We start from the raw sequence: 24,755 nt of genomic DNA, 5'->3' as shown, positions 1-24,755 counted from the left end.
TCCCACGGGCGCCGGGCCCCTGGATCGCACGCGATGGATCGCACCCTCACCACGGCCACGAGCCAACGCCCGCCGATCCACCGTAACTACATGAAATCACTCGGTGCACACATGTAGGCCAACGTGGCACGATTGTTTCACTATCGGTCGACGAACCCGCCTTTCAGGAGCCTTCCCATGCGCACCTTCGCCTTCGCCGCGTTCGCCTCCCTCGCCCTCGCCTCCGTCGCGTGCACCGCCGCCGTCGAGACCACCGACGCGCCCATCGACGAGTCCGAGGCGGACATCACGTCGGCGTCGAAGCAGAGCTGCGGCGCGAGCTACACGCCGGCGCTCCGCAAGTACGAGCTGGCGGTCTACGCCGCCAAGGCCATCAAGGCGAAGAAGGTCTGCGAGCCGGTCACGAACCCCAAAGACAAGTCGTCGGTCGACGCCACCCACGAGGCCGTCGGCGAGCTGCTCCAGGAGGCGGTCGCCACCTGTCCGGCCTTCCGTGACGTCTACAAGACGAGCCCGTACGCGGCACCCGCGCGTGAGGTGCTCGCGCCGAGCTTGCTCGGTGACGTGGTGTCCGGCGCCCTCGACACGAAGACCTTCGCCGGCCTCGACAAGGCGCTCGTCGGTAAGACCATGTTCGGCCCGAAGCCCGGTGTGGCGAACCTCTTCGACGTGACGTTCGCCGCCGGCGGAAAGGCCACGTTCCGCTCCTTCGACTTCGAAAAGGGCGACTTCGTGACCACGTCGGCCACCTGGTCGGTGAAGGCGGGCGCCAAGCCCGAGGTCACCATCGTGTCGGGTGGCAAGGCGACCGTGTACACGCCCAAGCTCGAGGCTGGGCACGTGATCCTCGCCCCCACGGGGGACGCTCACCCGATCTCGACGTCCTCCGATCCCTGCAGCGCCTGAGCCTGCGAGCGTGACGAAAGGGCCCGCCGAACGCGCGAGCCTCGTCCGCCGATTTCGCCCCCCTGCGACGCGCCCACGACCACGTGCGGCGCGTCGTCGTCGTTCTGGGACGCCAAACCGAAGCCAACCGAGCGCCCCGACGTAGGCGAGAAGCGCCGGGCCGTCGGAGCGTGCGAAAAGTAGACTGTCTCGTGCTCGACGAGAGATGGGCGACCGTCGGCGTGTCGACCGGGGCCTCGTGAGACCCCGGCCTACGTTCCCTCGCTTCGGCCGGTTTCCCGGCGCGAGCCCTCGGTGTTCGTGCACCGAGGGCTTCGAAGCTCGCTATTCCCTCACCGGACCCACGCCTGCGCGGGGCCGGACAGACAGGACGTCGCTACCTTAGGACCGTTATAGTTACGGATGGATTCGCACCGACATTCGAGCACGATTTGCGGCGAAGGCCGCGGTCAGAGCTTCATGACACGTATTCTCCTTTGTTGTTCGAACGTTCCACGGTCAGGGCGACAGGACTTGCACCTGCGATCTCCGGCTCCCCGAGCCGACGCTTTGGCTGCTTAGCTACGCCCTGGAGAGAGATGGCAGGGCCACCTCGAGAGAGTTGCCCCGGTTTTGCGTCTCGGGGCGCGACGGGCCGCACGGCTCACGCGGTGCACGCTCACGACACGACCGCGTTCCCGAGGAGCCCCTGACAATACGGGGCCCAGGTCTCGGGCACGTCTCTCGTGGTGAAGCGGAGCCCCGACGCGACGGGGAGCGACTTGGGCACGACGGGCCTCTTGGCGAGGGTCATGCCGGCCTCTTCCGGCGTGCGGCTACCTTTTCGAAGGTTGCACGGATAACACGACGTCACGATGTTCTCCCACGTGGTCTTGCCCCCCTTCGAGCGGGGCACCACGTGGTCGTAGTTGAGCTCGCGGACGGGGAGCCTCTCGCCGCAGTATTGGCAGCGAAATCCGTCGCGCGTGAACACGTTGACGCGGGAGAAGCGCACGACCGGCTTGTTCCTGGGGCCACCCTTCTTCATGCGCACGATCGACGGCGTGGGGAGCACGTGGGTCGGACCACGCACCTCGTCCTCGTAGGCCGAGATCACGTCGACCTTGCCGAGCACGAGCAGCACGACGGCGCGCTCCCACGAAATGATTCGGTGGGGCGACATCCACGGGGTCAAAAGGAGCGTGCGCATGGGTTCACCGTCTTTCGCTACTTGGGTATCTCGCGGGGCATGGGGCCCTCCTCGTGTTGGAGCTTCGAGCGCGCGGATTCGCGCTCGACGGAAGATGGTCTGGGTGGCAGGATTCGAACCTGCGGCCCCTCGGTTCCGGACCGAGCGCTCTTGAAACCAGGCTGAGCTACACCCAGGGGAGTGGCGCGACGAGAGGCCGCACCACGAACGGAGGTCGACGAAGGGAGTGGAGGCTTTGCGAGGATTTGAACCTCACCCGCCTCTCGGCGGGCCAACCGTAAGGAGCCCCCACGGGCATTCGACCGGAGCGTCGACCGGGGATCGCACCCGGATCTCCGAGGTGGCGCCCCGGAATTCTCCTATTGAACCATCGACGCAAAACACGACCTGGACGACGAGAAAGAGTGCGGTGACGAGGAGAGCGAGGACGAGCATTATGGGTAGATGTAGTCCTCACGGCATTCACCGCGGAGCCACCTCTCGGAATCGAACCGAGAACGTCACGCCGTACGAAGGGGTGATCCCTCCCAAGGAGGTGGCAAGGAATTCGGCGACGAGGGAGGGTGAGGACAGCGTGCTCTACCAGCCTGAGCTACGACCCCATAGAGAGGAGTCGGCGGGATTCGAACCCGCGACACCGATGTAGTCCTCACGGCATTCGCCGGGTCCCACGTGCACGGAGTCGAACCGTGCCGCCCGAGGCGCCAGAAGGCTGCTGGAGCGCGATCCGCGACGGGGAGCCCGCCGGGGCGGGGAGGTCCCCGCCGGGGCGAACAGAGAGAGAGTGTGTGTATGTGTGAGAAAGAAGACGGCGACAAGAGGTGTGAGGACGTTTTTCGCGCTCTATCCGGGCTGAGCTACGGTGCTGCGAGCAATACCGGCAGGATTCGAACCTGCGACCTCGACCATTGCAAGGGTGTAGTCCTCACGGGCATTCGCCGAGCGCCATCGCGTGGAGTCGAACCACGCCGGTGTCCCGGAGATGGCGCGGTCCCTGGGCGGGGCACACGGACGTCTCCGTGTACCCCGCCCGGCCGCGAGCACGTCACAGAGTGACGGCTCGGATGGCGTCCACGAAGCCCGTCGTCTCTCCCTTGGCGAAGAGCGACACGACCTCGAAGACGGCGTCACTGAACCCACCGACGTTGAGGACGTCGGCGCGATTCGCGACCTGTGTGTGGGTGTAGGGCTGGATGTCGATCAGCACGAGCTTCGCGCGCGGGTTTCGCGCACGAAATCGCTCCCACTCCTCGGCCATCGGCGTCCCTCGCGTAGCCGGCCCACCGAGGCGGAAATCGGCCCACGACTGGTTGTCGGAGACGAAGACCACGAGGTCGCCGTTCTTTCCGGCCCGGTTCAGGTGACGCAGGGGCGCGACACACGCCGTGCCCCCCGAGGGGAGCGAGGCGAGGTACTGCGCGTTCGTCATGACCGAGTCACGCGGGTTCAAGGCCCGCGGGAGCGGCACGACGTCGTCGCTGAAGGGTACGATCTCGGCGTCCTCGTTCTTGCGCATGAACGAGGCGGCTACGAGCCCCGCGACGTCGACGCAACGCACCGAGCTCGTCGCGCTCCCACGATGGCCCGTCGCCGAGCTCTGCATCGACCCCGAGACGTCGGGGCAGACGAAGATCTTTCCCGGCACGTCGGGGACGTTCTCGGTCGCCGTCTCGAGCGCGTCCTGGAGCGCGTTCGTGATCGCCCTCGGCATCGCGCCGTTCGCCGCCTTGAACGCGGCGAGGAGCTGGTACGGAAAGACCTTGGCCTTGCGTACGAGCGCCTCGTCACGGATCCTCTCGGCGACGAGCGCCACCATGGCCTCGTCCTCGAACACCCCCTTTCGAAGCAGGGTGTTCAGGTTCATGCGCGTCTGCGTCCACGACATGGTCTTCGCGATCGCCGCCCAGTGCTCGCGCGTGAGCTCGAGCGCGGTGAGCATCTCGAACGGCACCTCGGGCACCTTCGTGCCTTCGCCGTGCGCCTTCTTGAAGGCCTCGAAGGCTTGCACGGTCTCGGGCAGGGCGGTCTCGTCGATCGCCTTGCCGATGAGGTACCCGTAGAGCGCCTCACGTGCCGCGTCCTTCGAGCCGTCTGCCTTCGTCGGAGCCGGTCGAACCAGCTTGATGACGTCCCCCATCGAGGGCTGCGCACCGACCGATCCGCGGAAGATCGCCTCCGGAGACCTGCCGTGAAACCACCCCTGCGCCGCGCGCTTGGGCGCCGTACCGAGAGACTTTCGCCCCACGCGGCCCGAGCGCACGATCTGGACGAAGCTCCTGAGCATCTTGCCCGTGTCGATGACACGCGGAAAGACGAGCTTCATGAGGCGCGTGTCGCGCTTCGCGAGGTAGGCCACGAGGAGCGCGGGAACGTCCTTCATGAAGCCCTTCTCGCGACAGTAGATCGCGGTCTTCGCCACCATTTCGGGAGACACCTCGGCCGCGAGCGAGAGCACCTTGTCGAGCTGATCCTCGGCGTTCGCATAGAAGGTGTTGTGGAGCGTCCCCGTGACCGTGAGCTGGGCGAGGGCGTGCTCGGCGGAGAACGCGTACGCCTTCCCCCCGGCCTCGTTGATGGCCGTCGCGGGCGAGGCCTTGCCCGCAAAACCGAAGAGTGCCTTGTTCGACATGATCGTTCTCCTTTCCGAGCCGTAATGTGGAATGCGCGCGACACGCCGCTCGTAAGCGCGTCACGGCCAGTGAACCGGCGAGTCGCCGGCACGAGCGCCCCGAAGGGCGCGGTCTCCCCGCGAGGAATCGAACCTCGACGTCCGGCTTCGTAGACCGGCGCCCATCCATCGGGACGAGGAGATGACGAGCCGACGTTCGGACGTCGACCCTGGTGGAACCGGCGAGAATCGCACTCGCATCGGCCGGGTGCAAACCGGCTGCTCTCCTCTTGAGCTACGGCCCCTGAATGTAGACTTACGAAATTCTCGAAGAGAGGTGGGTCACCGTGGGCTCGCACCACGTTCTCTCGTGTTTCAAACGAGCGCTATCCTGCGTCCAGCTCGCGACCCTCTTCACCTCGTGCACGCCGAGGCTGGCTCCAGCGGGAGGAATCGAACCTCCGTAGTACCGGTTAACAACCGGGCGCCTTGCCACTAGGCGACACTGGAATATCGTCGTGTGCGGCAGCGCGCGCCATTCCGCAAATGGAGAGTCGGCGCTGCCGCACACGTGACGCGAAGGAGGGCTGCTCCCTCGCGTTTCGTTGGCTTCGGTTTTCAAAGAGCGGAGCACCGAGGGCGTGCGGAATCTGGGGGCCTCGCGGGGGCGGCGGGCACACGGGTGCCGGTCGTCGGCGCGCGAATCGGCCGGAGTGGGCTCGGAGGGAGTCGAACCCTCGCGTCACTGGGTAAGAGCCAGGTGCGCTACCTCTGCGCCACGAGCCCGTCGTCGATCGTGGAGGCGGGCGCACCCCTCCCGTGCCGCGCGTGGCGGCGCGCGGGAGGGCGTGGTCCCGTTGTGGGGCGCGAGGGAGTCGAACCCTCGGGTCTCCGGTTAAAAGCCGGGTGCCGAACCGTTCGGCGTGCGCCCCGGGCAAAGAACTACGTTTGTTTTACCGAAACTATCGCGATTGTTTGCCGCCACCTACCTGGCGGAGCGAAGGGGACCGCAGGGCCCGGTGGGCCCCTGTCGTCGGCGCCTTTCCCCTGGGGAGACGGAGCGCGCGCGGACCGGGTGCCCCCTGGCCTCGAGGGAAGCGGAGGACCCCTGGACCGATGGGAAGGAGGGAGGACCGAGGGAGGTGGGGAGGCCGTGAACCGAGGAGGAGAGCTCCAGAAACGCCGGAGGCCGCCTCGGGGGATCCCGGGCGGCCTCGACTGCGTCCCTCAGGAACGTCGAAATCCGCCTAGGAGTGGCCCCCCTCGAGATTGAAGCGCCGATCGCGCGTGACGGGGCCCGCCTTCGGGGCTTTGCCACACGGGAGCGCTGGCCCGAAGGCCGCGCCCATGCCGACGCTGCCGTTCGCACCGAACGCGCGACCGCCCACGAAGGACAGGCCTTCGTACGTGGTGGCGAGCTGGGTCGAATGAAGCGTGAACATGGTGGGTCTCCGACGGCCGAAGTGGGCCGGCCATTCATCTCTAGCTCGGGCCCCTCGCCCGGTCAAGAAATAAAATGCGATTTCTTCGAATCAACAAACGCGACAGATTCGGCGGTGCGGTCTGCCCTCTGCGTCAGTCGGCGCAGCCGATGCCGATGTCGGTCACGTCGACCTTGGGCGTGAGCACGAACGCCGAGGTGGCCTCGCGGTTCGAGACGGCGAGCTCGTGGTCGCCGTTCACGTTGTTCGGGCTGCCGAGCCAAAGGAACGCGTAGCGCCCGTCGGGCATGGTGCACGGCGCCACGGAGTTGTCGAAGCGCTGGTGCGGCACGGGAAGACCACCATCCCCCGGGAGGCGCCAGATGATCTCGGGGCGGAGGACGACCTGAGGATCTCCGGAGTCGACCGGCCACGCCGCCTCGAAGAGGAGACCGTCGAGGCCCCAGTGAGGGTTCTGCACGTGCGTCTGGCGCGCGTTCGGCAGCATGTTCGACGACGCCAGGCGGCGGAACCCGGCACCGTCGACCCCCACCTCGCAAGCGTCGTTGTTGCCTGTCTCGGGGAAGGGATTCTGCCCGCAGTCGAAGGTGACCTTGGTGCCGTCGAACGTGAGGGCGGGCATGTTGTTGAAGGGGTAGGTCGAGGCTCCGGTGAGCAAGGTGGGCGCGCTCCACCCTCCCCCCTCGCGGCGCGTCGCGAAGAGATCGACCATGTGAGGCCCGCCGACCGCGGGGTACACGATGAGGGCGCCGGTGCCGGCGCTGATCGCGGAGATGCCCTCGGGCGTGAACGCGCGACCGCCTGGCCGCACGACCTCGACCCGCGAGAGATCGCTCGGCACGAGCACGAGGCACGTGTCGGTGCAGCCGCCGAACCGCTCGCTGTCGAGGAGCATCCAGCGGGAGTCGCGGCTCGCCGTGATGCGCACGTCTTCCCCCGCGGCGCCGAAGCGGTCCAAGGCGGTCGAGATGTTCTCGGGTACCGCGCCCGGGGTCGCCGCGATGCGGTGGACGTGCCTATCGTATGTATAGTACACATGACCACCGGTGAGCGGAGGGGGCACCGGGTAGACGACCTGGGCGTCCGTGGCGTCGGGCAGGCGGCTCGCGTCGCGAGGGGGCTCGCCGCCGGCTTCGGGCGCCGGAGAACGCGGGATTTCGGCGTCTTCGTCGAGGACGACCTCCACGGGCGGGGTGGGCGTCAAGGGGGCGGGCTCGATGTAGTCGACGCACGCCACGTATCCGGTGAGCAAGGCCGAGAGTCCCCCCATCCAAGGCCATGTCGAGCGCAAGGTGAGACTTCTCATGATCTCGCCAACATACCTCCCACGGGCTCGCCCCTTCAAGCCGTCCGTCGTGCGATCGTCGTTCGCGGCGCCGTCTTGCGTCTCGCGTTTCGCGACGCACCTGACACGAGCGTCAACCGGCAACGCGCTCGTCGATCGCGGGTGCGGCACCCTCGCACGAGGTGCGCTCGCCGGCGGGGGCACGCGAACGGGCTGCGGGCTGCTCGCTCCGTGGTCTTCCTCCCGTGGAAGAGAGGCTTGCGCGACACGCGAAGTGAAGGTGAACTGAAGAGATGCGCACTTCGACGCCCGCTGCTCTCTCGTGCCTCGTCACGCTCGGTCTCCTCGTGGGGTGCGGAGGCTCGAGCGTCCCGCACCATGGCCCGGGCAGCTCGCTCCCGCGGTCGTCGCCCTCGCCTATTTCGCAGGAGCCTTCGGGGTCGACGTTGCCTCCTTCGAGTGACGCTCCGAAGCCCGGTGGGTTCGCCGCCGCCCTTGCCGAGCAGGGCAACGGGAACGGAAGCGGGAGCTCGCTCAAGTCGCAGCCTACGACCCCGACCCCGCCGCCGACCGCGCGACCGAACCCGCCGACCCCGCCGCCGTCGCCCACCGCCAACCGAGAGTGGCTCCCCGGGAAGTACATGGCCGAGGCCGTCGGCCTCGTCGCGGGTGCCGCGCAGAAGCTCCAGAGCGGCTCGCAATTCGGATTCAGCGTCGAGAGCTCGTCGATCTTGGGCGCGTACGTGCGCGCCGGCCAGACGATCAAGATGCGGCAGACGTTCTCGAAAGACCACGAGTACGTGCTTCTCGGGGGCGGCTCCTCGGGCGCACAAGACGTCGACCTCGCCGTGCTCGACGCGAACGGCATGCCCGTCGCCGCCGACATCAGCGCCGACAGGACGCCCGTGGTGAAGTTTCGACCGAAGGCGACGGGCGTGCACGAGATACGGCTCGTGCTCACGCGCTCGCAGCTCGGGGGGAACTTCGTCGCGGTCGCGTCGATGCGCTCGGGCGGCTACAACGTGCCTCGCGAGAACATCGTCGAGTCGTTCTCGAAGGTGCTCGCCGGCGCGGGCCGCATCGCGCAGGCCCCTGCGGTGCAACAGCGCGGCGGTCTCTCGTTCCACGAGTCGGGCAATTGGTCATTCTACGCGACCGTGCTCAAGCCGAACGAGAAGACGAGCTTCGCGGGCCTGAACCTCGTCAAGAGCCCGACCATCGTCCTCGCGGGGGCGGACTCACGGGCGCGAAACGTCGACCTGGCCGTCGAGGATTTGACCACCTCGCAGCTCGTCGGCAAGGACGACGGCCCCGACGCGAGCGCCATCGTGATCCTGAACACCGTGGTGCCCAACCACAACTACCGGGTCAGCGTCGCGAACGCCGGCAGCAACGGCCCGTCACTCGTGACCATGCTCGTCCTCGACACGGGCACCCCTGCCGGCGGCGGGACGACGACCGTCCTGTCGGCGCCCCAGTAGCGGCCGGATCTCCTCGGAGGCGCGGGACGCCTACTTCACCCCCCATGTAGGCGAGGGATCGCCGCTCGCCGCGGGAAGGTCGCGCGTTCTTTTGCCGTACGTCCACGAGAGGCCCACTTCCTCCGGAGGACCGATGCACGCGAACCCCCACCGCGACGACCCTCGCCCGTCCCTCGTGCTCGAATCGGGAACCCTCGATGCGGCGGTGCGCGAGGCCAAGGTGGACCGGCTCCTCTTCGACGTCGACGAGGGAGACCGTGCGGCGCTCGTGCGCGCCGTCAAGGTCGCGAGGAAGGCGACCCCGGAGGTCATGCGGCGGGTCCTCGCGGCGTTCGACGCCGTGCCGAAGCTCACGGCGTGCGAGCTCTACTACCGAGGGCTCCTGCTCTTTCGGCTCGGCGATGGGGTGGCGGCCGCCATCAGCCACACACGCGCCGCCGAGGCGGGCAACGCCGACGCGATGTTCGAGCTCTCGGTGCTCTACGCCCGGGGGCTCGGGGTGCGGGCGAACGCAGACCTCTCCGAGGCGTGGCTCCAACGCGCCGCCGCGGCGAACCATCCGCGTGCACTCTACAACGTCGGAGCGGCGTACGCCTCGGGCGCCAAGGGGCAACCCGACTACGAGCGCGCGGCGAGCTACTACGAGCGCGCGACCTACCTCGGAAACGGGCGCGCCGCCGCGACGCTGGCCGCCATGATCTCGGCGGGTGAGATTCCAGGGACCGCCGACGAGGCTTCGGCGTGGCTCACCATGGCGGAGGACCTCGGCTTCTTCCCCGAGGCGCGGCGTTCGCGCGAGCACGCGTCCTAACCTCGGCCGTGCTCGTAGGCACCACCGGCTGTGCTGGCTGTGCTCGGAGCGGATCCGCGCTGGCCCCTACCTCCTCGCCCGAAGGCGCACGAGCACGAACTTGTCGTTCTCGGCAGGCGTCGTCAGCGGCACGATGTCCCACGGCGCGGCGCCGAGCACGGCGCGCAGCTCCGCGACTCTCCCGTGCTCGCACACGGCGAGCAGCTCCGTCCGCCCGAGCTTGCGGCGCCCCTCGAGGTACGGCGGAAGGCGAGCGCTGTCGTTGAGCACGATGGCGAGCCGGTTTCCCGCGTAAAAGTTCTCTCCCTTCCAGTTCATCTGGAACGCGATGACGGGCTCGTCACGCTCGGCGTTCTCGGCGTTCGCTCGCACGAAGAGACCACGCTGCCCCCAATGGGGAGCCGTACGTACGAGGTATACGTCGAGCACGAAGACCGAGAACGCGAGCGACGTCCCCACGAGCACGAGCGCGGCGACCCGCCTCACCTTCTCCCACGCGACGGCGAGCGTCGACAGCGCCGCCAGCGCGGAGAACAGCGCGAGGGGGGCGCGAAAGTCGAGCGTCTCGGGCCAGCTCCGTGTGTAGAGATACGTGAACAAGTGGAGGAGCCGCGCCTGCCCTCGCCCGGGAATTCCAGGCGATCCGGCGACGAGGTCGAGCCCTACGCCCAACGTGATCGCGGCCCCCAGAACGACGAACCACGTGCGCGGCGCGGAGCGCTCCGCGGGCCCGCGCCCGAGGCGAGAGAGCTCGATGCCCACGAGCGCGGCGACTGGGGGAACGACCGGGAACACGTAGTGGTGAAACTTGGTCTTCATGACGGTCACCAACGTGAACGCCGCGAAGGCCCACACGAGCAGCACGAGGCGCACGGCGTCGCGGCGCCACGAGCGCACGAGCGAGCCCGGGCCCGACAACGCGAGGGGCGCCATGCCCACCCAGGGAAAGAGGCCGTACCCGAGCTGCCACAGGTAGTAGCGCGCGCTCGTGTCCTCGCCTTGGTTCGTGTCGTGGAGGTGCTCGAGCGTGCGCCCGATCATGTGGCGCATCACGAGCTCGTCGGTGAAGGCTCGCCCGTGCCGGAGGTGCATCGCGCAGAACCAGGGGAGCACGAGCACGGCGAGGGCAGCGGCACCGACGAAGGCGGCACCGAGCAGCGCGGGAGCCGCCTTGCGCTCCACGACGGCGAGGACGAGGACCGCGAGGACGAGGAACACGAAACCCGCGGGCCCCTTGGCGAGCGTGCCGACCGAAGCCGCGACGAACGCGAGGCCCACCCAAGCCTCACGCGGGCGTTCGAGACCTCGGAGCCACACGAGCACGACGCCCGCGAGCCCGGCCCAGACGAGCGCCTGCAGCGCTGGAGCCGCACGCGGATACGCCACACGAGTGACGAGGTGCGGGACCTGCCCGAGGAGCCCTTCGTTTCCCGCCGAGCCGGACACGACACGATCGGCGTGCACGAGGGCGAGGCCCGGCTCGAAGCCTACATTTCGGGATACCAGCAGCGCGAGCTCGGGGACGAGCAGCGCGACGAAGAGCACCATCAACGCCGTGCGGGGCGCGGCCGGCAGCTCCACACCGAAGAGGCGCACGGTGCGCGGCGCAGGCGCGGCGCTCGAAGCGCGGGTGATGGCCACCGAGAGCGCGCCGAAGCTCGCGGAGATGGACGCGACGAGTGGCATGTCGGTGGTCGACTGATGCCCGAGCAGCGCGTAGTGGGCCGTGGTCGCCAAGATCACCTGCGCGAAGAAGCCCGCGCGTCTCCCGTACGCACGCGCGACCCCTGCCGCGAGCATCAGCCCACCCACGATGGCGAGCGCCGCGTTCGGGGCACGCGCGGCCCACTCGGGCGCCGCAGCGGCCGAAGCGCTCCCGCGCAGCATGTTGCCCGACGCGCAGTCGACCTCGGTCGCGCGAAAGAAGGCCGCCTGGAGCCACATCTCCATCACGGGCTTCGTACGAAAGAAGCCCTCGTTGGCCCAGAACGGCGACAGGGGATCGCGGCGCGCGACCATCTCCCGGGCGACCTCGCCGTAGTGCGTCTCCCACGGATCGACGAGCGAGAAGGCGCCGAGCATGGGCACGAGGACGAGCACGTGCAGCACCGTCCCGAAGAAGAGCGGATCTCGGACGAAGGCTCCACGGCGGCGCCCGCAGGCCAGGTCCCGCGCGTGGAAGAGTACGGCGACGACACCGAGCGAGGCGAGGGTGACGAGCGCGCCCGCCCCCACGGGACCGAGCCGCCCCGACACCGCGAGGACGAGAGAGACCTGGAGACCGACACACGCGGCCCCGACGAGCACGACCACCGACCGCACGTCGACGGAAACGGCCCCTTCGGGCAAGACGACGAAGACTCGTACGACGGCGAGGGCGCACACGACCGCGCACACGACCGCAGCGGGCGCGGCCAGAGCTCCTCGCACGGGCACGGTGAAGGCCGCGACGAGGAGGACGAACGCGATCGAGGCGACCAGCGCCGAGAGGCCACGAGAGCGCAGGTCAGCGGACATCGAGCACCCCTCCAACGACACGATTTCCGACATGATTACCAACAGTTACAAGAGACCTTCGGTCGTCCGCGCAGGGGCTCACGCCGAGGCCGAAGAGCACCGTGGCGCGCCCCGGCCTCGCGCCTCGAGGCACCACGATCGGGTGAGCGACGACGACGACGTCTCCCTCGCGCCAGTACCGCATGGGATAGTCGGCGATGACCGAGTCTTCGTGCGTGGCTCGCACGGGCGCCGTGTCGACGTGCACGAAGCTGCAGTACCCGGGCGGAACGGCCGCACGCGCTCGGTACGCGACCTCGACGATCCCGGACTCGCCAGGCGACAGCGCCGTGACGGCTCGACCGCGCCCGTCACGGAGACGAATCCCGAGCGCATCGACGGAGACGTCGAACGAAGCCGAGAGCGGCGTGAACCCGTCCGGGAGGCGAGAGCCGACCACATCGTCGAGGGGGCTCGAGCGGCGGCCGGCGGGGACCTGTGTGAGGAGCAGGAGCGCCCCTTCGTGGCCATCGGAGACCTCGGGGACGTTGCGGCCCACGAGCGCGCGGAAGGCCGCCGACACCTCGACACGCCGCTCTCGGCGAACGACGAGCCACCGTGAAGGATCCTCGACGAGCCACCTCGCGGCCATCTCCGCGCTCGAGAGCTCCGCGTCGGCCGATACGCCCAGCGCGCCGAGGTGAGCTTTGGGCACGTCGAGCACGCCGAGACGCGACCGCGAGGTCCGACGCGCGACGTAGCTCGCGACGACCGACGACGAGCTCGTCGCCATGGCCACGGCGCGGTGATGCCCGAGAACGAGGACGATCGCGGAGAGCGAGCCTGCCGCCACCATGAACGCGCCCGCCGAGGAGCCACGCTGCACGCGCCGCAGCACCCCGTGGCCCAGCATGCCGAGCACGGCGAGACCGGTGACGAGCGGCACGACGAGCGCGAGCCTCGGGATCACCGAAGCGGGCAGCGGCACACCCGAGTAGGGAGCGAGCGCATGCTCCGGGAAGCTCGCGGCGTCGCGACCGAGGAGCAGGGTGATCGCCGAGGCCGCGACCATCGCGCTCGGCCGGACGCCTCCTGGCTCACTCGCGACGAGCCCGACGCCCGCGGCGAGCAGGGTCGGCCAGGCCGGGACGAAGCTCGCCCCGGAGCGCGTCGCGAGGAGGTCCACGAGCACGACGACGCCGAAACCCGCGAGCACCGACGACGCGAGCGTATGGCGCGTGCCACCTCGTTCGCGCACGAGCTTGGCGACGACGAGCGGCACGAAGAGGCTCCACGGAAAGAGCACGTGACCGAGCCTGACGAGCGGCGCCTCGAACGTGACCGCGCTGCCTTCGGCCTTCGGGAGCAGCGCCACGCCCACGCCGGCGACGATCCCCACGACCAAAACGACACCGACGCGGGCCCACCGTGACCTACCTTCGCTGGGGACGAGGAGGGGCGCCAACGCCGGCAGGGCGCCCACGAGCACACCTCGGGTCGCGATACCTCCAACCACGGCGGCGAGCCCCACGCTCGCCCACACCAAGATCCGACGAGGAGAGAGGCCCCCGTGCGCGACGAGCAGCGCCGCGGAGAAGGCGATGCCTCCGAACCCGAGGGTGGCGGCGTCGGGCTCGACCGTACCGGCGAGCGAGATCGTGACGGGCGACGTCCCGAGCACGATGGCCGCGAACACGGCTGCCCGGTGCCCCGCGAGCCTCGCGGTCGCCACGAACGTGGCCGCGATGGCCGCACCCACGAGCGACGCCGAGCCGACGCGCGCGAGGAGGAGACCGTAACGCGCGGTCAGGCGAAAGCAGGTCGCGACGAAAGCGACGGGCAACGGGCCCTCGAGCGGCTTGGTCACGAACGCGCCGGGAGCTCCCAGGGCACGCGAAATCACGGAGAGCTCGGCCCCGTCACCGACACCTCGTTCGGGCAGGAGCAGCGCGACGAACGCCGCGAACCCGAGCAAGAGGAGCCCGAGAGAGGGGGAAAGTGGCGCGGAGCCGTCGGCGCGGGATCGTTCGGGCACGCCCAAGGCCACGCGAACGAGGCGAGAGCGGCTCACGGGAAGAAATTTGAGCCGATGCGGGTTTCTCGCGTCGGTACGGCAGATGCACCTTCCCCTCCCCACCCCTTACGCGGTCGAGCCCTCGTTCGCCGCCGAAGCCGACGGGGCGAGCCATGGCCTCACGCTGGAGTCGATCTACGCGGCCCATGCGCGGCACGTGGCCGAGCTCGCCTTCCGCCTCATGGGCAACGACCGCGACCTCGACGACGTCGTCCAAGAGACCTTCCTCGACGTCCGCGACGGCCTCGACTCACGCGACCCGAGCGTGCCCGTGCGCGCGTGGGTACGCCTCCTCGCCGTCCGGCGCGTGCGGCGGCTCTTCGCCAAGCGTCGGCGTTTCCGCGTCTTCGGGTTCCGGTGGCTCGAGGCGATGATCCGCGCCGACGTGCCACGCGAGCGCGAGCGTGATCTCGATCTCTACGCGGCGCTCGAGACGCTGCCCGACGAGCTTCGCATCCCGTTCTGTCTTCACCGCGTGGACGAGCTCACGCTCCCGGAGACCGCCGCGGCGTGCGAGGTGTCCCTCGCGACGGTGAAGCGGCGCATCGCCGAGGCCGAGGCTCGGCTCGAGAAGAGGCTCGTCCGATGAGCATCGTCCATCGCATGGTGCAGGAGTCCCGCGTGGCGGACGTTCCTTGGGACGAGGCACGCGCCGCCAAGGTGCTCGGAGAGGCACGGCGAACGATCGTCTCTCGCGATCGCCGTCGCGCGCGTACCGCCGTCGCGCTCGGCCTCACCGCCGCCCTCGCGCTCGTGGGCATGCGCGCCATGGCAGGGGCCTCGGCGACAGAAACGTCGCCCGCTTCGCTCTCCGTGACGAGCGCCGAAGGGCCGCTCGGTCTCGGGGACGCGGGCCTCGCGACCGACTGAGTCGTCGAGACGACGCAAGCGCACAAACTATCGAAACTACTAGCATTTACACGACCACCGGCACGCGCCGCCGATGGCGTCCACGCTGGCGGTCAAGCGCGCACTCGCTCGGCGCACGTCTGCCGCGCGCCTACTTGCAGCAGCCGTCGCAGCCCTTGCAGCTATCGCAGCAGTTGCAGCAGTCTTTCCCATTTCCGCACTTGCAGCACGAGGCGCACGGGTCGGAGCCTTTGCAGATCGGGCAGTCGTTGCAGCACGAACGAAAGCCTCCGCACGCGTCGAGGCAGCCGCACCCTCGACTGGACCCGCCCTTCCCTTTCACCTCGGGAGGATCACCCTTCCCCTTGGCGCCCCCCGATGGTGGGGTCGCGGTCGGATCGAGGGCGGGGTCCACACCGGGCGAGTCCCCGCTCGAAGGCGACGCCGACTCCGACGGAGAGGGTGTGGGCTTCGGGAGCTTGGGGAGCCAGCTCGGTGGCGCCGACGCGTCGTTCGCGCTCGCGTCGACGGACGCATCTTTGGACTTCGTCTCTCCCTTTTGGGCGTACGCCGTATGGGACAGGAGCCACACCCACGCGAAGACGAAGGCCGCGACGAGCGAAGAGAGCCCTCGAGCGAAGACGCCCATCGCCTGGCGTTCGCGCTCTCCTTCGGCCCGCGCGTAGGCGTGCGCCCGCTCTGCCGCGGCCCTCGCGGTGCGACGAAGCTCTCCCACCACGACGGCCCGCACGAGGTCACGGTGACGCAAGAGTGGGAGCGTGTGCGCGAGCGCGTCGAGGGCGGCGAGATCGACCGAGAGGGCATCCCACACACGCACGACACGAGGCCACGAGACGACGCGGCCACGGCCTTTTCGCCCTGGGACGAGGCACGGATTGAAGGCGCCGCTCGCATGATCCTTCTCGAGGTCGTCGAGCGCATCGATGAGGTAAATCGCCCCGCCGAGGGCGCGACCGAGCTCACGCAGCGCCTCCCGCGCTCCATCGGACGCGACCTCCTCCGATACGCCCGGGAGCCCCGTCATACGCTCGAACGCGAGCCCGAGCGCCCGGCGGGTCGGCTCGGAGGCGGCGTGCCCGTCGGCGTCGAGGCTGCGCTCCACACGAGCCTGCACCTGCTCGAAGCCGCGGACCTCGTCCATCGATACACCGAGCTCGCCGAGCATCGCGTACGCGTGCGTGACACGGCTCGAGAGGAGCGGTCGGGCCACCTTCGCGACCCGCTTTCCGTCTTCGCTGCGATCGGCCAAGAACTGATCGACGAGCAGCAGCTGCATGGCCGACGCGTAGCGCATGGCGACGCTGTCCGGGCGAACCGTGGGCCTGTGGACGAGCGGCAACATCGGGCATCGGCACGTGTCGGGGGCGGCCCGTTCGACCATGAGCCCGTCGACGACGAGCGCGAGGAACACGGCGTCGTACGTGAGGAGCGCGCGAGTGGCCGTGCCGAAGTGGTCGCCGAGCCCCTTGCAGAGCCCACAATAGAACGTCGCGTACGCGTGGCGACGGTCGCACGCGAGCCCACACGAATGCGGCTTCAACGTCCCGAACATGAAAGCCCCCTCGACGCGGAAGGAAAGAGCACGCCCCGCTCGGGAGCGACGACGTACGCCGCTCCGCGGGCGCGCGGATGAGCCCGATACCGCCTTACGAGATAGCCGCGAATCCACGCGAGCAAACTCGGTATTTCGCCCAAAGCGCCGAGAGCTTCGAGCGCGCGCGGATCTTCGCCGGTGTCGCCGAGGCAGGCATCGTCGACGCCCTCGCGGTGCACGAGCGCATAGAGAGCGTCCCCGTCGAAGGTGCGCACGGCCTCGAGGTACTCGCCGGGGCAAAGGTCGAAGAGAAGGCGACCGGGGTACGTGGAGAGGTGCCCGTCGCCGAGATCCTTCTCGAGGTCGGCGAGCGCATCGGCGCGCTGGATCGCCGAGCCCCACGCGAAGAAGCCCTGCTTTTCGGCCGCGGTGAGAGACCTTGTGGCATCGCTCGGGAGGGCACCGACCGCCGTGATCATGTGGAGCCACGCCCCGCTGATCTCCCGCGTGACGCGAGACACGCGCTCGAGCGAGACCTCGGCAGGGTGGCGCGTGAGCGTCGCCACGGCGTCGGCTTGGATGGCGAAGCCCTCCGCGAGGGTGGCCCACATGGACTCTAGGCGCGCGGGCGTCGAGGCGAGCGCCCTGAGCCTGTGACCGAGCTCCGCGGCGAGCTCGAGGCGAGGCGAGCGCGTTTTGCCGTCCACGATCGCGGCGAGGGTCGCGTCGAGGTATTCCGTGGTGCGAGCGCGAACGACCCCCTCGGGGGTCTCCGAGCCTCCGTGGAACGGCAGCGCGTCGATGATCTGATCGTCGACCTTCGTCACGAGCGAGAGGAGCGCCGACGCGCGAGAGACGTCCGCTTCGCTCGCGCCGCCTCCGAGAGCGCGGTGAGCGAGCACCCCGAGGTGCGAGAGCCCTGCGCAGAGGACGCGGCTCCTCGGCTCGACGAGCCCTTCGGGATCGGCCAGCGCGAGCACCTCCCCGAGCGCGGTGAGCTCGTGCGTGCCGCGAGCCACGAGCTCGGGCTCGAAATCGACCATGCTCTCCGGATACGGGCAGCGCATGAGCTCGAGACTACCGATTTCACGCCGCGCACGACGGAGCATTCGCAGGGCGCGAGGGCGCGCTCACTTCATCTGCCAACGCTCTTGGCCACCCGTGAACGTGAGGACGAGATCGGCGCCCTGCACCGAGACTTCGCCCGTTCGCACGTTCCCCTTGCGGAGCGGATCGCACATCTCTTCGACGCGGAGCCGCCCCGAAGCCGAATCGTAGTTGAGCCAGTGAGTGCCCGAGACCGACGTTCCCGGGTCGTTCGTGGCCGTCTTCTTGAGGACGTTGTACCGAAGGAACTGCTCCCCATCTTGCGAGAACACCTCGGCGCTCCCGAAGATGTAGGCGCTCGGGCAGAAGAGCGGACCGTACGCGCCGTTCAGCACGTACGTGCCGTTCTGGACTCGCCCGCCCGGGGTGGGGTTCGAGGGGCTCGCCGCGCAACGGAGGTTGAACGCGAGCGGGTTCTGCGTGGGCAAGCGGCACGTCGGCATGGGCTTGCCCGCGTCGAGCGGGGCGCCGTCGATGAGGGTCGTTCCATCGGGGGCCGCGTCGAGCAGCGGCGCGATCGCCGTGTCGGCCTCGGCGTCGGCGGGGGTCGCGCCGTCGGGGGCCGTCGTCCCGGTGGTCGTCGCCGTGGGCGCGGTGGTCGTCGCGGTCGTGGTGGGGCTACCGCCGGCGTCGGACGTGGCCACCGGGTCGTCCCCGACACACGCCGTGAACGCGGCGCCGCCCGCGACGACCAAAAGAAGAAGGGGCCCTACCCCGCGATAGCTCTTGCGCATGCGAGGACTTTATCTGCGGTGCCCACGACGGCAAGGCACAGGGCGACACGAGCGCCCGAGCCCACGGCCCCGGCCGACTTCGCGCCCAGCATTCGCCCCTAATTTCGGACACTTACGCGACGGTGCGATTTTCCTCCGTCGGCACGTAAGATCGATCGTGGCGCCGCCGTCTTCCCCTCGAACGCACCGAGACACGCTCGGGCACCGAAGGAGAACGACCATGACCGACCCGAAGAAGACCTCGACGAAGAGCGAACGAACGAACGAACGAACGTCGTGCTGCGCCGCGCCCTGCGCCTGCGATCCGTGCACGTGCAGCCCCTGCTCGTGCGCAGCCAGGGAGTGTGGGCCCACCGACCCGGCGGCGGAGAAGCGATGACGACACGCGAGGAGCACCCCGTGATGGCTCTCCTACGCAGGGAGAGGGGGGCGCTCCTCGCGTTCTTGCGCCGACGTGGGGCCACCGAGACCGAGGCCGAGGACGTGCTCCAGGCCGCCGCGCTCAAAGCTCACACGGCCATGGGAGGCGCTCGCGGCCCCGCCCCCGGTCGCGAGCGGGGCTGGTTTTACAGCATCGTGAAGAACGAGCTCGTCGACACCCAACGCGCGGAGCGACCGCGGGCCGACGTCGACGAGCTCGACGAGCTACCTGCGGACGAGACCGAGGTCGAGCGAGGAGCGTGCGGGTGTGCCACCGCGCTCCTCTCCCGTACGTTGAGCCCGGAGACCGCGTCCCTCGTGAGCGCCGTCGACGTACGAGGGGAGCCCGTCGCCCGTGCCGCGAGCGAGCTCGGTCTCCTGCCGAACGCCGCTTCGGTGCGGCTTCACCGCGCGCGCACGTCGCTGCGGAAGGCTCTCGTCGCCGCGTGTGGCGCGTGCTGCTCCACGTTCCGAGGAGCGAGCTCGTGCACCTGCGACGGGGCCTCGCGGTGCGCCAAAGGCGACGCAGAAAGCGACGCCCCGAGGGCACGGGCGCGTCACGACTGACGCACGGATTAGAGCACCGTGCAGCCTCCGCCGGAGCACGACGTCTCGCACGCGCCGAGCCCACATCGAAACGTGCAGCCACCCCCCGAGCAATCCGCCTTGCACGACGAGCCGAGCGCGCACTCGACCGTGCAGCCTCCGCCGGAGCACGAAAAGCCGCACGAAGCGCCCGCGTTGCACACGAACGCGCACCCTGCACGCGAGCACGTTCCCGTGCACGACGTCCCCCCGTTGCACGTGAGAGAGCACGGGCTCGCGGCGGTCGATGGGCAACCCGCATCGCACGGCTCGAGCGGCGACGAGCACACGCGTTGCTCGCCCGAAGGACCGCTCTCGGGCCCGGCACCTCCGTCGTCGCGCGACGAAGCGTCGGTGCTCTCGGGTGGCGTGGACCAGTCGTAGCCGCACGCGCCGACGGCGGATCCGAGGAGCGCCGCGCTGCCGACGACGACGAGAGGGAAGAACGCTCGCGGGGGACGGAGGTCTGGGAAGGCGCGCACATCGTCGGCTTTTGCACGTTCCGGGCCGGACCGGGCGAGGGCCGAAAAAGAGACCCGAGGCCTTGACTGTGTGACACAATTGAATCACACACTTGGTCATGAGCCTCCCACGGAGCCCCGAGACCTCGGTCGCCGACATCGAGCGTTCCCTCACCCTCGACATCCTCCGAGGCCGATTCGCGAAAGGCTCGCGCCTCCCCACGGTGCGGGACCTCGCGGCCCAGAACGGCGTGAACCCGTCGACGATCCAGCGCGTCGTCGCGCGCCTCGAGGCGCGAGGGATCGTCGAGGCCAGGCAAGGAAGCGGTCTCCACGTGAACGACCCGGCCGACGCCGGCGACGTCGGCCTCGTCCCGTATTGGCTCGTCGCGCTCGAGGACGAGCCCGAGCGGGCGACGCGTGTCCTCGAAGACTTCCTCGAGCTCCGTCGCTCCCTCGCGGTACGTCTGATCGTACGGCACCGGGACGACATCCTCGCGCGCTCGGGCGAGCTCTCCGCCTCCGCAGCGGCCCTCGCGGCGGCGGATCCTGCCGATCCCCGGGCGTTGGTCGCGGCCGACCTCGGGTTCGCCCGGGCGCTCCTTCGCATCACGGGCAACATCGTCGCGCTCTCCGTGTTCAACACGCTCGCCAAGGTCCTCGACGAATCGCCCCGGCTGGTCGCCGCCATGTACGCGACCCCCGAGAACAACGCCCGCGCCATGGGCAAAGTGCTCGCCGCGCTCGCCACGGGGGGACCGAAGGCCGAGGCCACCATCGACGCCGTCCTCCGCAAGATCGACGCGACCACCGTCTCGCGGTTCGCGCGCTCGTTCGAGAAGGGAGCGCGCGCATGATCCCCTCCCACGAGGCCCTCCGTGACGCCGTGCTCGCGGCCGTGCTCCCAAGGCCGAGGCCCGAGCTCCCCGCGCTCTCCGAGCTCGATCTCCGCGCGTTCTGGGCCCGCTTCGGCGCGGTCTCCCCCTCTCACCTCCGGCTCGGGCTCTTCGTCGCCGTGGTGGTCGTCGGGAGCCTCGCGCCGCGGCTCTTCGGGCACACACGGCCCCTCACGGCGCTCGACGCCGAGTCCCGCGAGGCCGTGGTCACGCGCGCGGCTCGCTTCGGAGCCTTCGGCCCGCTGTTCGACGTGCTCAAGGTCGTCGCGAGCCTCGCCTACTTCTCGTCCCCCGATGTCGAGTCGGCGTTTCGGAGGCCCCGATGAACCGCACGGACGGCCGCAACATTCGTGCATCTTACACAATCACGACCGACGTCGTCGTGGTCGGGAGCGGACCCGCGGGCTCCGCCGCTGCGCGGGAAGCATCGCGCCTCGGCGCGCAGGTGGTCGTGATCGAAGAGGGCAGGTGGTTCGCACCTTCGGAGTTCCCCGAGTCGTCGTTCGAGGCCATGGCGTCGATGTACCGCGACCTCGGAGCGTCCGTCGTGGTGGGGAGAGCGCCGACGCCCTTCGTGCAAGGCAAGATGGTGGGAGGGAGCTCGCCCATCAACGGGGCGATTTGCTGGCGCCTCCCGCGCGACGTGCACGCCGAATGGGTCGCGAACGACCCCGAGCTCGGAGAGGCCCTCCCGTTCGAGCTCGTCGACGAGACCACGGGCGCCCTCGAAGAGCGCCTCGGCGTCCGTGACACGGAGCGAAACATCGCCGGCCCCAAGAACTTGCTCATGGCACGCGGCGCCGAGGCGCTCGGCCTCGCGCATCGCCCCATTCGGCGAAACGTGACGGGGTGCGAGGGCCTCGGTCGATGTATGCAGGGCTGCCCGAAAGGGAAAAAGGCCTCGGTCGACGCGACCCTCCTCGCCGACGCCGAAGCCACGGGCACCCGCGTGCTCTCGTCGGTCGAGGTGACCTCGATCCTGATCTCCCGAGGGAGGGCCACCGGAGTGCGCGGGCGCGCGGCCGGCGGTGGAGAGGTCGTCGTCCACGCGAAGGTCGCCGTCATCGTCGCCGCGAGCGCCGTGCAGACCCCGGCGCTGCTCATGAAGAGCGGGCTCCGCTCTGGCCCCGTGGGCGAGGGCTTCCAATGCCACCCCGGTGTGTCGATGGCAGGGAGATTCCCCGAGCCGGTCCGCATGTGGGAGGGCGCGACGCAGGGCCACGAGGTCACCGGCCTCCGCCGCGAGGGGCTCAAGTTCGAGGCGCTCGGCTTCGGGCTCGCGGTGATGGCGAGCCGCCTCTCGGGCGTGGGCCGTACGTTCGCCGAGGAGATCGACGATCTCGCCCACCAGGTCGACTGGGGCTGCGCGATCCGCTCGAATGCCCGCGGCCGGGTGCGCCTCGTCGGCTCGAAGGCCGTGGTGGTCTACTCCCCTTCGCGGCGCGACGTCGCGCTCTACCGGCGAGGGCTGCGAGTGCTCGGCGAGATGATGCTGGCCGCCGGCGCCGACCACGTCTCGCCGGGCGTGCGAGGTTTCACGCCGCGCACCTCGCGCGTCGAGGACCTCGTCCGGCTCGAGCGCGAAGGACCGGAGAGCCCTGCCGCCTACACCGCCGCCATCACGCACATGTTCGGCACGTGCCGCATGGGGAGCCGCCCCACCGAGAGCGTCGTCGGTCTCGACTTCCGCCACCACGCGACACGAGCCCTCTACGTCGCGGACTCGAGCGTGTTCCCCACGAGCCTCGGAGTGAACCCTCAAATGGCCATCATGGCCCTCGCCACACACGCCGCACGTCACGCGGTCGGCGCATCGCCGGCCCTCGCTACCCCGAGAATATCCGCATGATCACGCTCGACGATCTCATGGGCATGGACGCAAAGGCGCTCCACGGCGTCCTCCTGAACGGCCACCCGCTCGACCCGAACGCGCTCGCGGGCAACGAGTACCTCGGTGTGGACCTGAGCCTCCCGGGCTTCGCGAGGAAGCTCCTCTGGCACACCTTCCGGAAGACGTTCGTGCGCGACGAGCGGGGCAACGGGGTGCGCGGGTGGAACGTGCGCATGGAGCAGCACGGGATCGACGGACCGAGGGTCCCCATGCGCGATCGGCGAGGCAAAGCCCTCACGTTCGGTCACTACCATGTGCGCGAACGCGGAGAGGCGCGCTTCCCTCGCGGCTACGAAGGGACGCATTTTCTCGACTACGGCGCCGCGGGAAACCCCTTCTTCGACCTCGCGCGCCTCGGCTACACGCCCCTCGTGGCGGTCAACGAGGGCAGCCAAGAGCTCCTGCTCGGGTGGGAGCTCATGCGCGTCTCCGGCCTCTTCGTGCCGCTGCCGCTCTACTGGGCCCTCCGCTACGAAGGACCCGTGAGCGAGATCGTCCCGGCGCGCGCGTGAGGCGAGCCCGGGCTCCTTCCGAGCCGGCCCCGCCTCCGCGCGATCGTCGGGAAGCGCGAGGCGCCGCCCTTCAGAGGCCAACCCGCACCGCGCTCCCGTTCGATGCAAAATACACTGATTGGCCGTCCGTGTGGGCGTCCCCCTCGGGCGTGGGCACGTCGCTCGCGATCGTCTCGGGCACACACGCCGCGGTGCCCCACGTCGCGAGCCCACACGCCTTGATCGTGCCTGTCGTCGCCTCGGGCGTCGTGCGCTCGTGCCATACGATGGCGTCCTTCACGATCCCGAGGTACCCGTCGTTCGGGAGCGCGGGGTTCACGATCACCGAGGGTGACGTGCACGCGCCGTCGCTCTCGCAGGCGACCTGGGTGTTCGGCGCGCTGCTCGCCCGATCCCACCCCACACCGACGAGGCGCTCTCCCCACAAGAACCCCTTGCGGAACGCGCCTCCGTAGAAGGTGGTCGTCTTGGCGGCGGCCACGTCCACGAGCGACGTGCTGCCGTACCCCTCGCCGAGCGCGAAGAGCCTCGTGGGGGTCGTGGCCACCGAGTACCCGTCGACCTCACCGCCGCGAACGACGTCGACCACCGCCGGGGTACCGAGCGCGTCCCGTATCACCATGATTCCCTTACCGTTTCCGTGATTCCGGTAGGTCCGCACGTCGAGCACGAGCGAGGTCCCCACGAACGTGAGCCCACCGAACGTGGCCGCGGCTCCCGCGACCGGATCGAGGATGGTCCCGAGCCGCGTGGCCGAACCGTCGTTCGAGACGCGAATCACGTCACCCGGGGTGTCGAGCGGCCCGCTCGCGAGCGAGAAGGGTTGGGTCCCACCGTAGGCCAAGAGCCCATGACCCTCTCGAACGAAGCGGGTCTTCGTGTGGACATCGAACGAGGGCACGACTGCGGCCGTCGACGCGCAGGCGCCGACCTTGCACGTGCGCAGCGTCCCCCCTTCCCACCAACGCGCCGCACCCTTCGCTTCGCTCGAGAGGGCCATTCGGTCGCACACGACCCCGAGCGACGAGACCTCGAACCCGAGCGCCGCTGGCGTGAGCACCTCGACCACCCCTCGCCCGGGAGACGGGGCTACGGCGCAACTACCAGCGTCCGCGGTCGTGGCGTCGGGGCGCGCGGCGTCGGGCGCCGCGGCATCGCCCGGGCCACCGTCCGGCTCGGTCGGCGAGGAACCGTCCGGCGACGGGGCACCGGTATCCGGCAGGTCGGGCCCAGCGTCGGGCCCAGGCCCGATCGGCGAAGACGAGCACGCTCCGACGGCACAAGCCACGAAGCACGCGGACAGGGAGACCAACGAGAGAAGACGTGTGGACATGGTGGGCTCCAAGGAAGGGGAAGAGCGCGGGGCACGCGCCGCGCACCTCTCCCAAGAATTGTCCGGCTCGTCCCGAATCCATTTGTCTCGACGACGTCCCACCCGCCCTTCACACGAAGC

General features: G+C 69.5%; 22 protein-coding genes and 6 tRNA genes. 11 read left to right on the top strand and 17 right to left on the bottom strand.

Going from position 1 to position 24,755, the window contains the following annotated elements:
- The first annotated feature begins 177 nt into the window (after window positions 1-177).
- A complete protein-coding gene (locus IPK71_07715) occupies window positions 178-906 on the top strand; it encodes a hypothetical protein (protein ID MBK8213622.1) in 729 nt (242 codons plus the stop codon).
- A 498-nt stretch (window positions 907-1,404) separates the two neighbouring features.
- On the opposite strand, the gene IPK71_07710 is transcribed toward IPK71_07715, so the two are convergent.
- The 10 genes from IPK71_07710 to IPK71_07665 all read right to left on the bottom strand — a co-directional run bounded on the left by IPK71_07710 (window position 1,405) and on the right by IPK71_07665 (window position 7,451).
- Window positions 1,405-1,477 (bottom strand) — tRNA-Pro (locus tag IPK71_07710).
- 87 nt (window positions 1,478-1,564) lie between these two features.
- The gene (locus IPK71_07705; GenBank protein MBK8213621.1) at window positions 1,565-2,095 is read right to left on the bottom strand and encodes an HNH endonuclease; all 531 of its coding nucleotides are present in this window, start codon (window positions 2,093-2,095) and stop codon (window positions 1,565-1,567) included.
- A 95-nt stretch (window positions 2,096-2,190) separates the two neighbouring features.
- Window positions 2,191-2,271 (bottom strand) — tRNA-Pro (locus IPK71_07700).
- An 869-nt stretch (window positions 2,272-3,140) separates the two neighbouring features.
- On the bottom strand, window positions 3,141-4,724 hold the full coding sequence (locus IPK71_07695; GenBank protein MBK8213620.1) for a TROVE domain-containing protein: 1,584 nt from the start codon (window positions 4,722-4,724) through the stop codon (window positions 3,141-3,143).
- Window positions 4,725-4,934: 210 nt separating this feature from the next.
- Window positions 4,935-5,008, bottom strand: a tRNA-Ala gene (locus IPK71_07690).
- 130 nt (window positions 5,009-5,138) lie between these two features.
- Window positions 5,139-5,213, bottom strand: a tRNA-Asn gene (locus IPK71_07685).
- 204 nt (window positions 5,214-5,417) lie between these two features.
- Window positions 5,418-5,489, bottom strand: a tRNA-Lys gene (locus tag IPK71_07680).
- Between the two features lie 74 nt (window positions 5,490-5,563).
- Window positions 5,564-5,635: transfer RNA gene (locus tag IPK71_07675), tRNA-Lys, on the bottom strand.
- Between the two features lie 315 nt (window positions 5,636-5,950).
- Entirely contained in the window at window positions 5,951-6,145 is a 195-nt protein-coding gene (locus tag IPK71_07670; GenBank protein MBK8213619.1) for a hypothetical protein, read from the bottom strand.
- 133 nt (window positions 6,146-6,278) lie between these two features.
- On the bottom strand, window positions 6,279-7,451 hold the full coding sequence (locus IPK71_07665; GenBank protein ID MBK8213618.1) for a hypothetical protein: 1,173 nt from the start codon (window positions 7,449-7,451) through the stop codon (window positions 6,279-6,281).
- 272 nt (window positions 7,452-7,723) lie between these two features.
- On the opposite strand from IPK71_07665, the gene IPK71_07660 reads away from it, so the two are divergent.
- On the top strand, window positions 7,724-8,911 hold the full coding sequence (locus tag IPK71_07660) for a hypothetical protein (protein ID MBK8213617.1): 1,188 nt from the start codon (window positions 7,724-7,726) through the stop codon (window positions 8,909-8,911).
- A gap of 133 nt (window positions 8,912-9,044) precedes the next feature.
- A complete protein-coding gene (locus IPK71_07655; GenBank protein MBK8213616.1) occupies window positions 9,045-9,722 on the top strand; it encodes an SEL1-like repeat protein in 678 nt (225 codons plus the stop codon).
- Window positions 9,723-9,788: 66 nt separating this feature from the next.
- On the opposite strand, the gene IPK71_07650 is transcribed toward IPK71_07655, so the two are convergent.
- Both IPK71_07650 and IPK71_07645 read right to left on the bottom strand, forming a co-directional pair.
- Window positions 9,789-12,239, bottom strand: coding sequence for a hypothetical protein (locus IPK71_07650; GenBank protein MBK8213615.1), 2,451 nt, complete (start codon window positions 12,237-12,239; stop codon window positions 9,789-9,791).
- Window positions 12,229-14,289, bottom strand: coding sequence for a hypothetical protein (locus IPK71_07645; GenBank protein MBK8213614.1), 2,061 nt, complete (start codon window positions 14,287-14,289; stop codon window positions 12,229-12,231). The genes IPK71_07650 and IPK71_07645 overlap by 11 nt, the downstream gene beginning before the upstream one ends.
- A 46-nt stretch (window positions 14,290-14,335) precedes the next feature.
- Here IPK71_07645 and IPK71_07640 point away from each other — a divergent pair, with 46 nt between their 5' ends.
- Window positions 14,336-14,881 (top strand): sigma-70 family RNA polymerase sigma factor, encoded by a 546-nt coding sequence (locus IPK71_07640; GenBank protein ID MBK8213613.1) that lies wholly within the window; start codon window positions 14,336-14,338, stop codon window positions 14,879-14,881.
- Window positions 14,878-15,162, top strand: coding sequence for a hypothetical protein (locus IPK71_07635; GenBank protein ID MBK8213612.1), 285 nt, complete (start codon window positions 14,878-14,880; stop codon window positions 15,160-15,162). Before IPK71_07640 ends, IPK71_07635 begins: the two co-directional genes overlap by 4 nt.
- A 130-nt stretch (window positions 15,163-15,292) precedes the next feature.
- Here the strand turns inward: IPK71_07635 and IPK71_07630 are convergent, their stop codons facing one another.
- From IPK71_07630 to IPK71_07620, 3 genes are all read right to left on the bottom strand, one after another.
- Entirely contained in the window at window positions 15,293-16,714 is a 1,422-nt protein-coding gene (locus tag IPK71_07630) for a hypothetical protein (protein ID MBK8213611.1), read from the bottom strand.
- Window positions 16,699-17,763 carry a hypothetical protein gene (locus IPK71_07625; GenBank protein MBK8213610.1) on the bottom strand — a complete coding sequence of 355 codons (1,065 nt, stop codon included), beginning with the start codon at window positions 17,761-17,763 and terminating at the stop codon, window positions 16,699-16,701. The genes IPK71_07630 and IPK71_07625 overlap by 16 nt, the downstream gene beginning before the upstream one ends.
- A gap of 63 nt (window positions 17,764-17,826) precedes the next feature.
- Window positions 17,827-18,537: a hypothetical protein gene (locus IPK71_07620; GenBank protein MBK8213609.1), complete on the bottom strand. Its 711-nt coding sequence runs from the start codon at window positions 18,535-18,537 to the stop codon at window positions 17,827-17,829.
- Between the two features lie 220 nt (window positions 18,538-18,757).
- Here IPK71_07620 and IPK71_07615 point away from each other — a divergent pair, with 220 nt between their 5' ends.
- Both IPK71_07615 and IPK71_07610 read left to right on the top strand, forming a co-directional pair.
- On the top strand, window positions 18,758-18,916 hold the full coding sequence (locus IPK71_07615; GenBank protein MBK8213608.1) for a hypothetical protein: 159 nt from the start codon (window positions 18,758-18,760) through the stop codon (window positions 18,914-18,916).
- A complete protein-coding gene (locus IPK71_07610; protein ID MBK8213607.1) occupies window positions 18,913-19,524 on the top strand; it encodes a hypothetical protein in 612 nt (203 codons plus the stop codon). The genes IPK71_07615 and IPK71_07610 overlap by 4 nt, the downstream gene beginning before the upstream one ends.
- An 8-nt stretch (window positions 19,525-19,532) precedes the next feature.
- On the opposite strand, the gene IPK71_07605 is transcribed toward IPK71_07610, so the two are convergent.
- Window positions 19,533-20,024 carry a hypothetical protein gene (locus tag IPK71_07605; GenBank protein ID MBK8213606.1) on the bottom strand — a complete coding sequence of 164 codons (492 nt, stop codon included), beginning with the start codon at window positions 20,022-20,024 and terminating at the stop codon, window positions 19,533-19,535.
- A gap of 98 nt (window positions 20,025-20,122) precedes the next feature.
- On the opposite strand from IPK71_07605, the gene IPK71_07600 reads away from it, so the two are divergent.
- From IPK71_07600 to IPK71_07585, 4 genes are read left to right on the top strand one after another with little or no spacing between them, the layout of a single operon-like run.
- Window positions 20,123-20,860: a FadR family transcriptional regulator gene (locus tag IPK71_07600; protein MBK8213605.1), complete on the top strand. Its 738-nt coding sequence runs from the start codon at window positions 20,123-20,125 to the stop codon at window positions 20,858-20,860.
- Window positions 20,857-21,225 carry a hypothetical protein gene (locus IPK71_07595; GenBank protein ID MBK8213604.1) on the top strand — a complete coding sequence of 123 codons (369 nt, stop codon included), beginning with the start codon at window positions 20,857-20,859 and terminating at the stop codon, window positions 21,223-21,225. The genes IPK71_07600 and IPK71_07595 overlap by 4 nt, the downstream gene beginning before the upstream one ends.
- A complete protein-coding gene (locus IPK71_07590) occupies window positions 21,222-22,748 on the top strand; it encodes a GMC family oxidoreductase (protein MBK8213603.1) in 1,527 nt (508 codons plus the stop codon). The genes IPK71_07595 and IPK71_07590 overlap by 4 nt, the downstream gene beginning before the upstream one ends.
- Window positions 22,745-23,302, top strand: a complete 558-nt coding sequence (locus IPK71_07585) for a hypothetical protein (GenBank protein MBK8213602.1) — start codon at window positions 22,745-22,747, stop codon at window positions 23,300-23,302. Before IPK71_07590 ends, IPK71_07585 begins: the two co-directional genes overlap by 4 nt.
- Window positions 23,303-23,372: 70 nt before the next feature.
- Here IPK71_07585 and IPK71_07580 read toward each other — a convergent pair whose 3' ends face one another.
- Window positions 23,373-24,635 carry a hypothetical protein gene (locus IPK71_07580; GenBank protein ID MBK8213601.1) on the bottom strand — a complete coding sequence of 421 codons (1,263 nt, stop codon included), beginning with the start codon at window positions 24,633-24,635 and terminating at the stop codon, window positions 23,373-23,375.
- Window positions 24,636-24,755: the final 120 nt, after the last annotated feature.

Source organism: Myxococcales bacterium (assembly GCA_016712525.1).
GTDB lineage: Bacteria > Myxococcota_A > Polyangia > Polyangiales > Polyangiaceae > JAAFHV01.
Note: the sequence above shows the minus strand (reverse complement) of the source record. Positions and strands in the feature narration are given on the sequence as shown.

Excerpts from the sequence above, each read along its gene's own strand:
- IPK71_07595 (MBK8213604.1), top strand. The coding sequence starts at position 20,857 with ATGATCCCCTCCCACGAGGCCCTCCGTGACGCCGTGCTCGCGGCCGTG.
- IPK71_07630 (MBK8213611.1), bottom strand. The coding sequence starts at position 16,714 with ATGTTCGGGACGTTGAAGCCGCATTCGTGTGGGCTCGCGTGCGACCGT.
- IPK71_07620 (MBK8213609.1), bottom strand. The coding sequence starts at position 18,537 with ATGCGCAAGAGCTATCGCGGGGTAGGGCCCCTTCTTCTTTTGGTCGTC.
- IPK71_07580 (MBK8213601.1), bottom strand. The coding sequence starts at position 24,635 with ATGTCCACACGTCTTCTCTCGTTGGTCTCCCTGTCCGCGTGCTTCGTG.
- IPK71_07715 (MBK8213622.1), top strand. The coding sequence starts at position 178 with ATGCGCACCTTCGCCTTCGCCGCGTTCGCCTCCCTCGCCCTCGCCTCC.
- IPK71_07600 (MBK8213605.1), top strand. The coding sequence starts at position 20,123 with ATGAGCCTCCCACGGAGCCCCGAGACCTCGGTCGCCGACATCGAGCGT.
- IPK71_07585 (MBK8213602.1), top strand. The coding sequence starts at position 22,745 with ATGATCACGCTCGACGATCTCATGGGCATGGACGCAAAGGCGCTCCAC.
- IPK71_07625 (MBK8213610.1), bottom strand. The coding sequence starts at position 17,763 with ATGCGCTGCCCGTATCCGGAGAGCATGGTCGATTTCGAGCCCGAGCTC.
- IPK71_07655 (MBK8213616.1), top strand. The coding sequence starts at position 9,045 with ATGCACGCGAACCCCCACCGCGACGACCCTCGCCCGTCCCTCGTGCTC.
- IPK71_07695 (MBK8213620.1), bottom strand. The coding sequence starts at position 4,724 with ATGTCGAACAAGGCACTCTTCGGTTTTGCGGGCAAGGCCTCGCCCGCG.
- IPK71_07590 (MBK8213603.1), top strand. The coding sequence starts at position 21,222 with ATGAACCGCACGGACGGCCGCAACATTCGTGCATCTTACACAATCACG.
- IPK71_07665 (MBK8213618.1), bottom strand. The coding sequence starts at position 7,451 with ATGAGAAGTCTCACCTTGCGCTCGACATGGCCTTGGATGGGGGGACTC.
- IPK71_07640 (MBK8213613.1), top strand. The coding sequence starts at position 14,336 with ATGCACCTTCCCCTCCCCACCCCTTACGCGGTCGAGCCCTCGTTCGCC.
- IPK71_07615 (MBK8213608.1), top strand. The coding sequence starts at position 18,758 with ATGACCGACCCGAAGAAGACCTCGACGAAGAGCGAACGAACGAACGAA.
- IPK71_07635 (MBK8213612.1), top strand. The coding sequence starts at position 14,878 with ATGAGCATCGTCCATCGCATGGTGCAGGAGTCCCGCGTGGCGGACGTT.
- IPK71_07650 (MBK8213615.1), bottom strand. The coding sequence starts at position 12,239 with ATGTCCGCTGACCTGCGCTCTCGTGGCCTCTCGGCGCTGGTCGCCTCG.
- IPK71_07610 (MBK8213607.1), top strand. The coding sequence starts at position 18,913 with ATGACGACACGCGAGGAGCACCCCGTGATGGCTCTCCTACGCAGGGAG.
- IPK71_07660 (MBK8213617.1), top strand. The coding sequence starts at position 7,724 with ATGCGCACTTCGACGCCCGCTGCTCTCTCGTGCCTCGTCACGCTCGGT.
- IPK71_07705 (MBK8213621.1), bottom strand. The coding sequence starts at position 2,095 with ATGCGCACGCTCCTTTTGACCCCGTGGATGTCGCCCCACCGAATCATT.
- IPK71_07670 (MBK8213619.1), bottom strand. The coding sequence starts at position 6,145 with ATGTTCACGCTTCATTCGACCCAGCTCGCCACCACGTACGAAGGCCTG.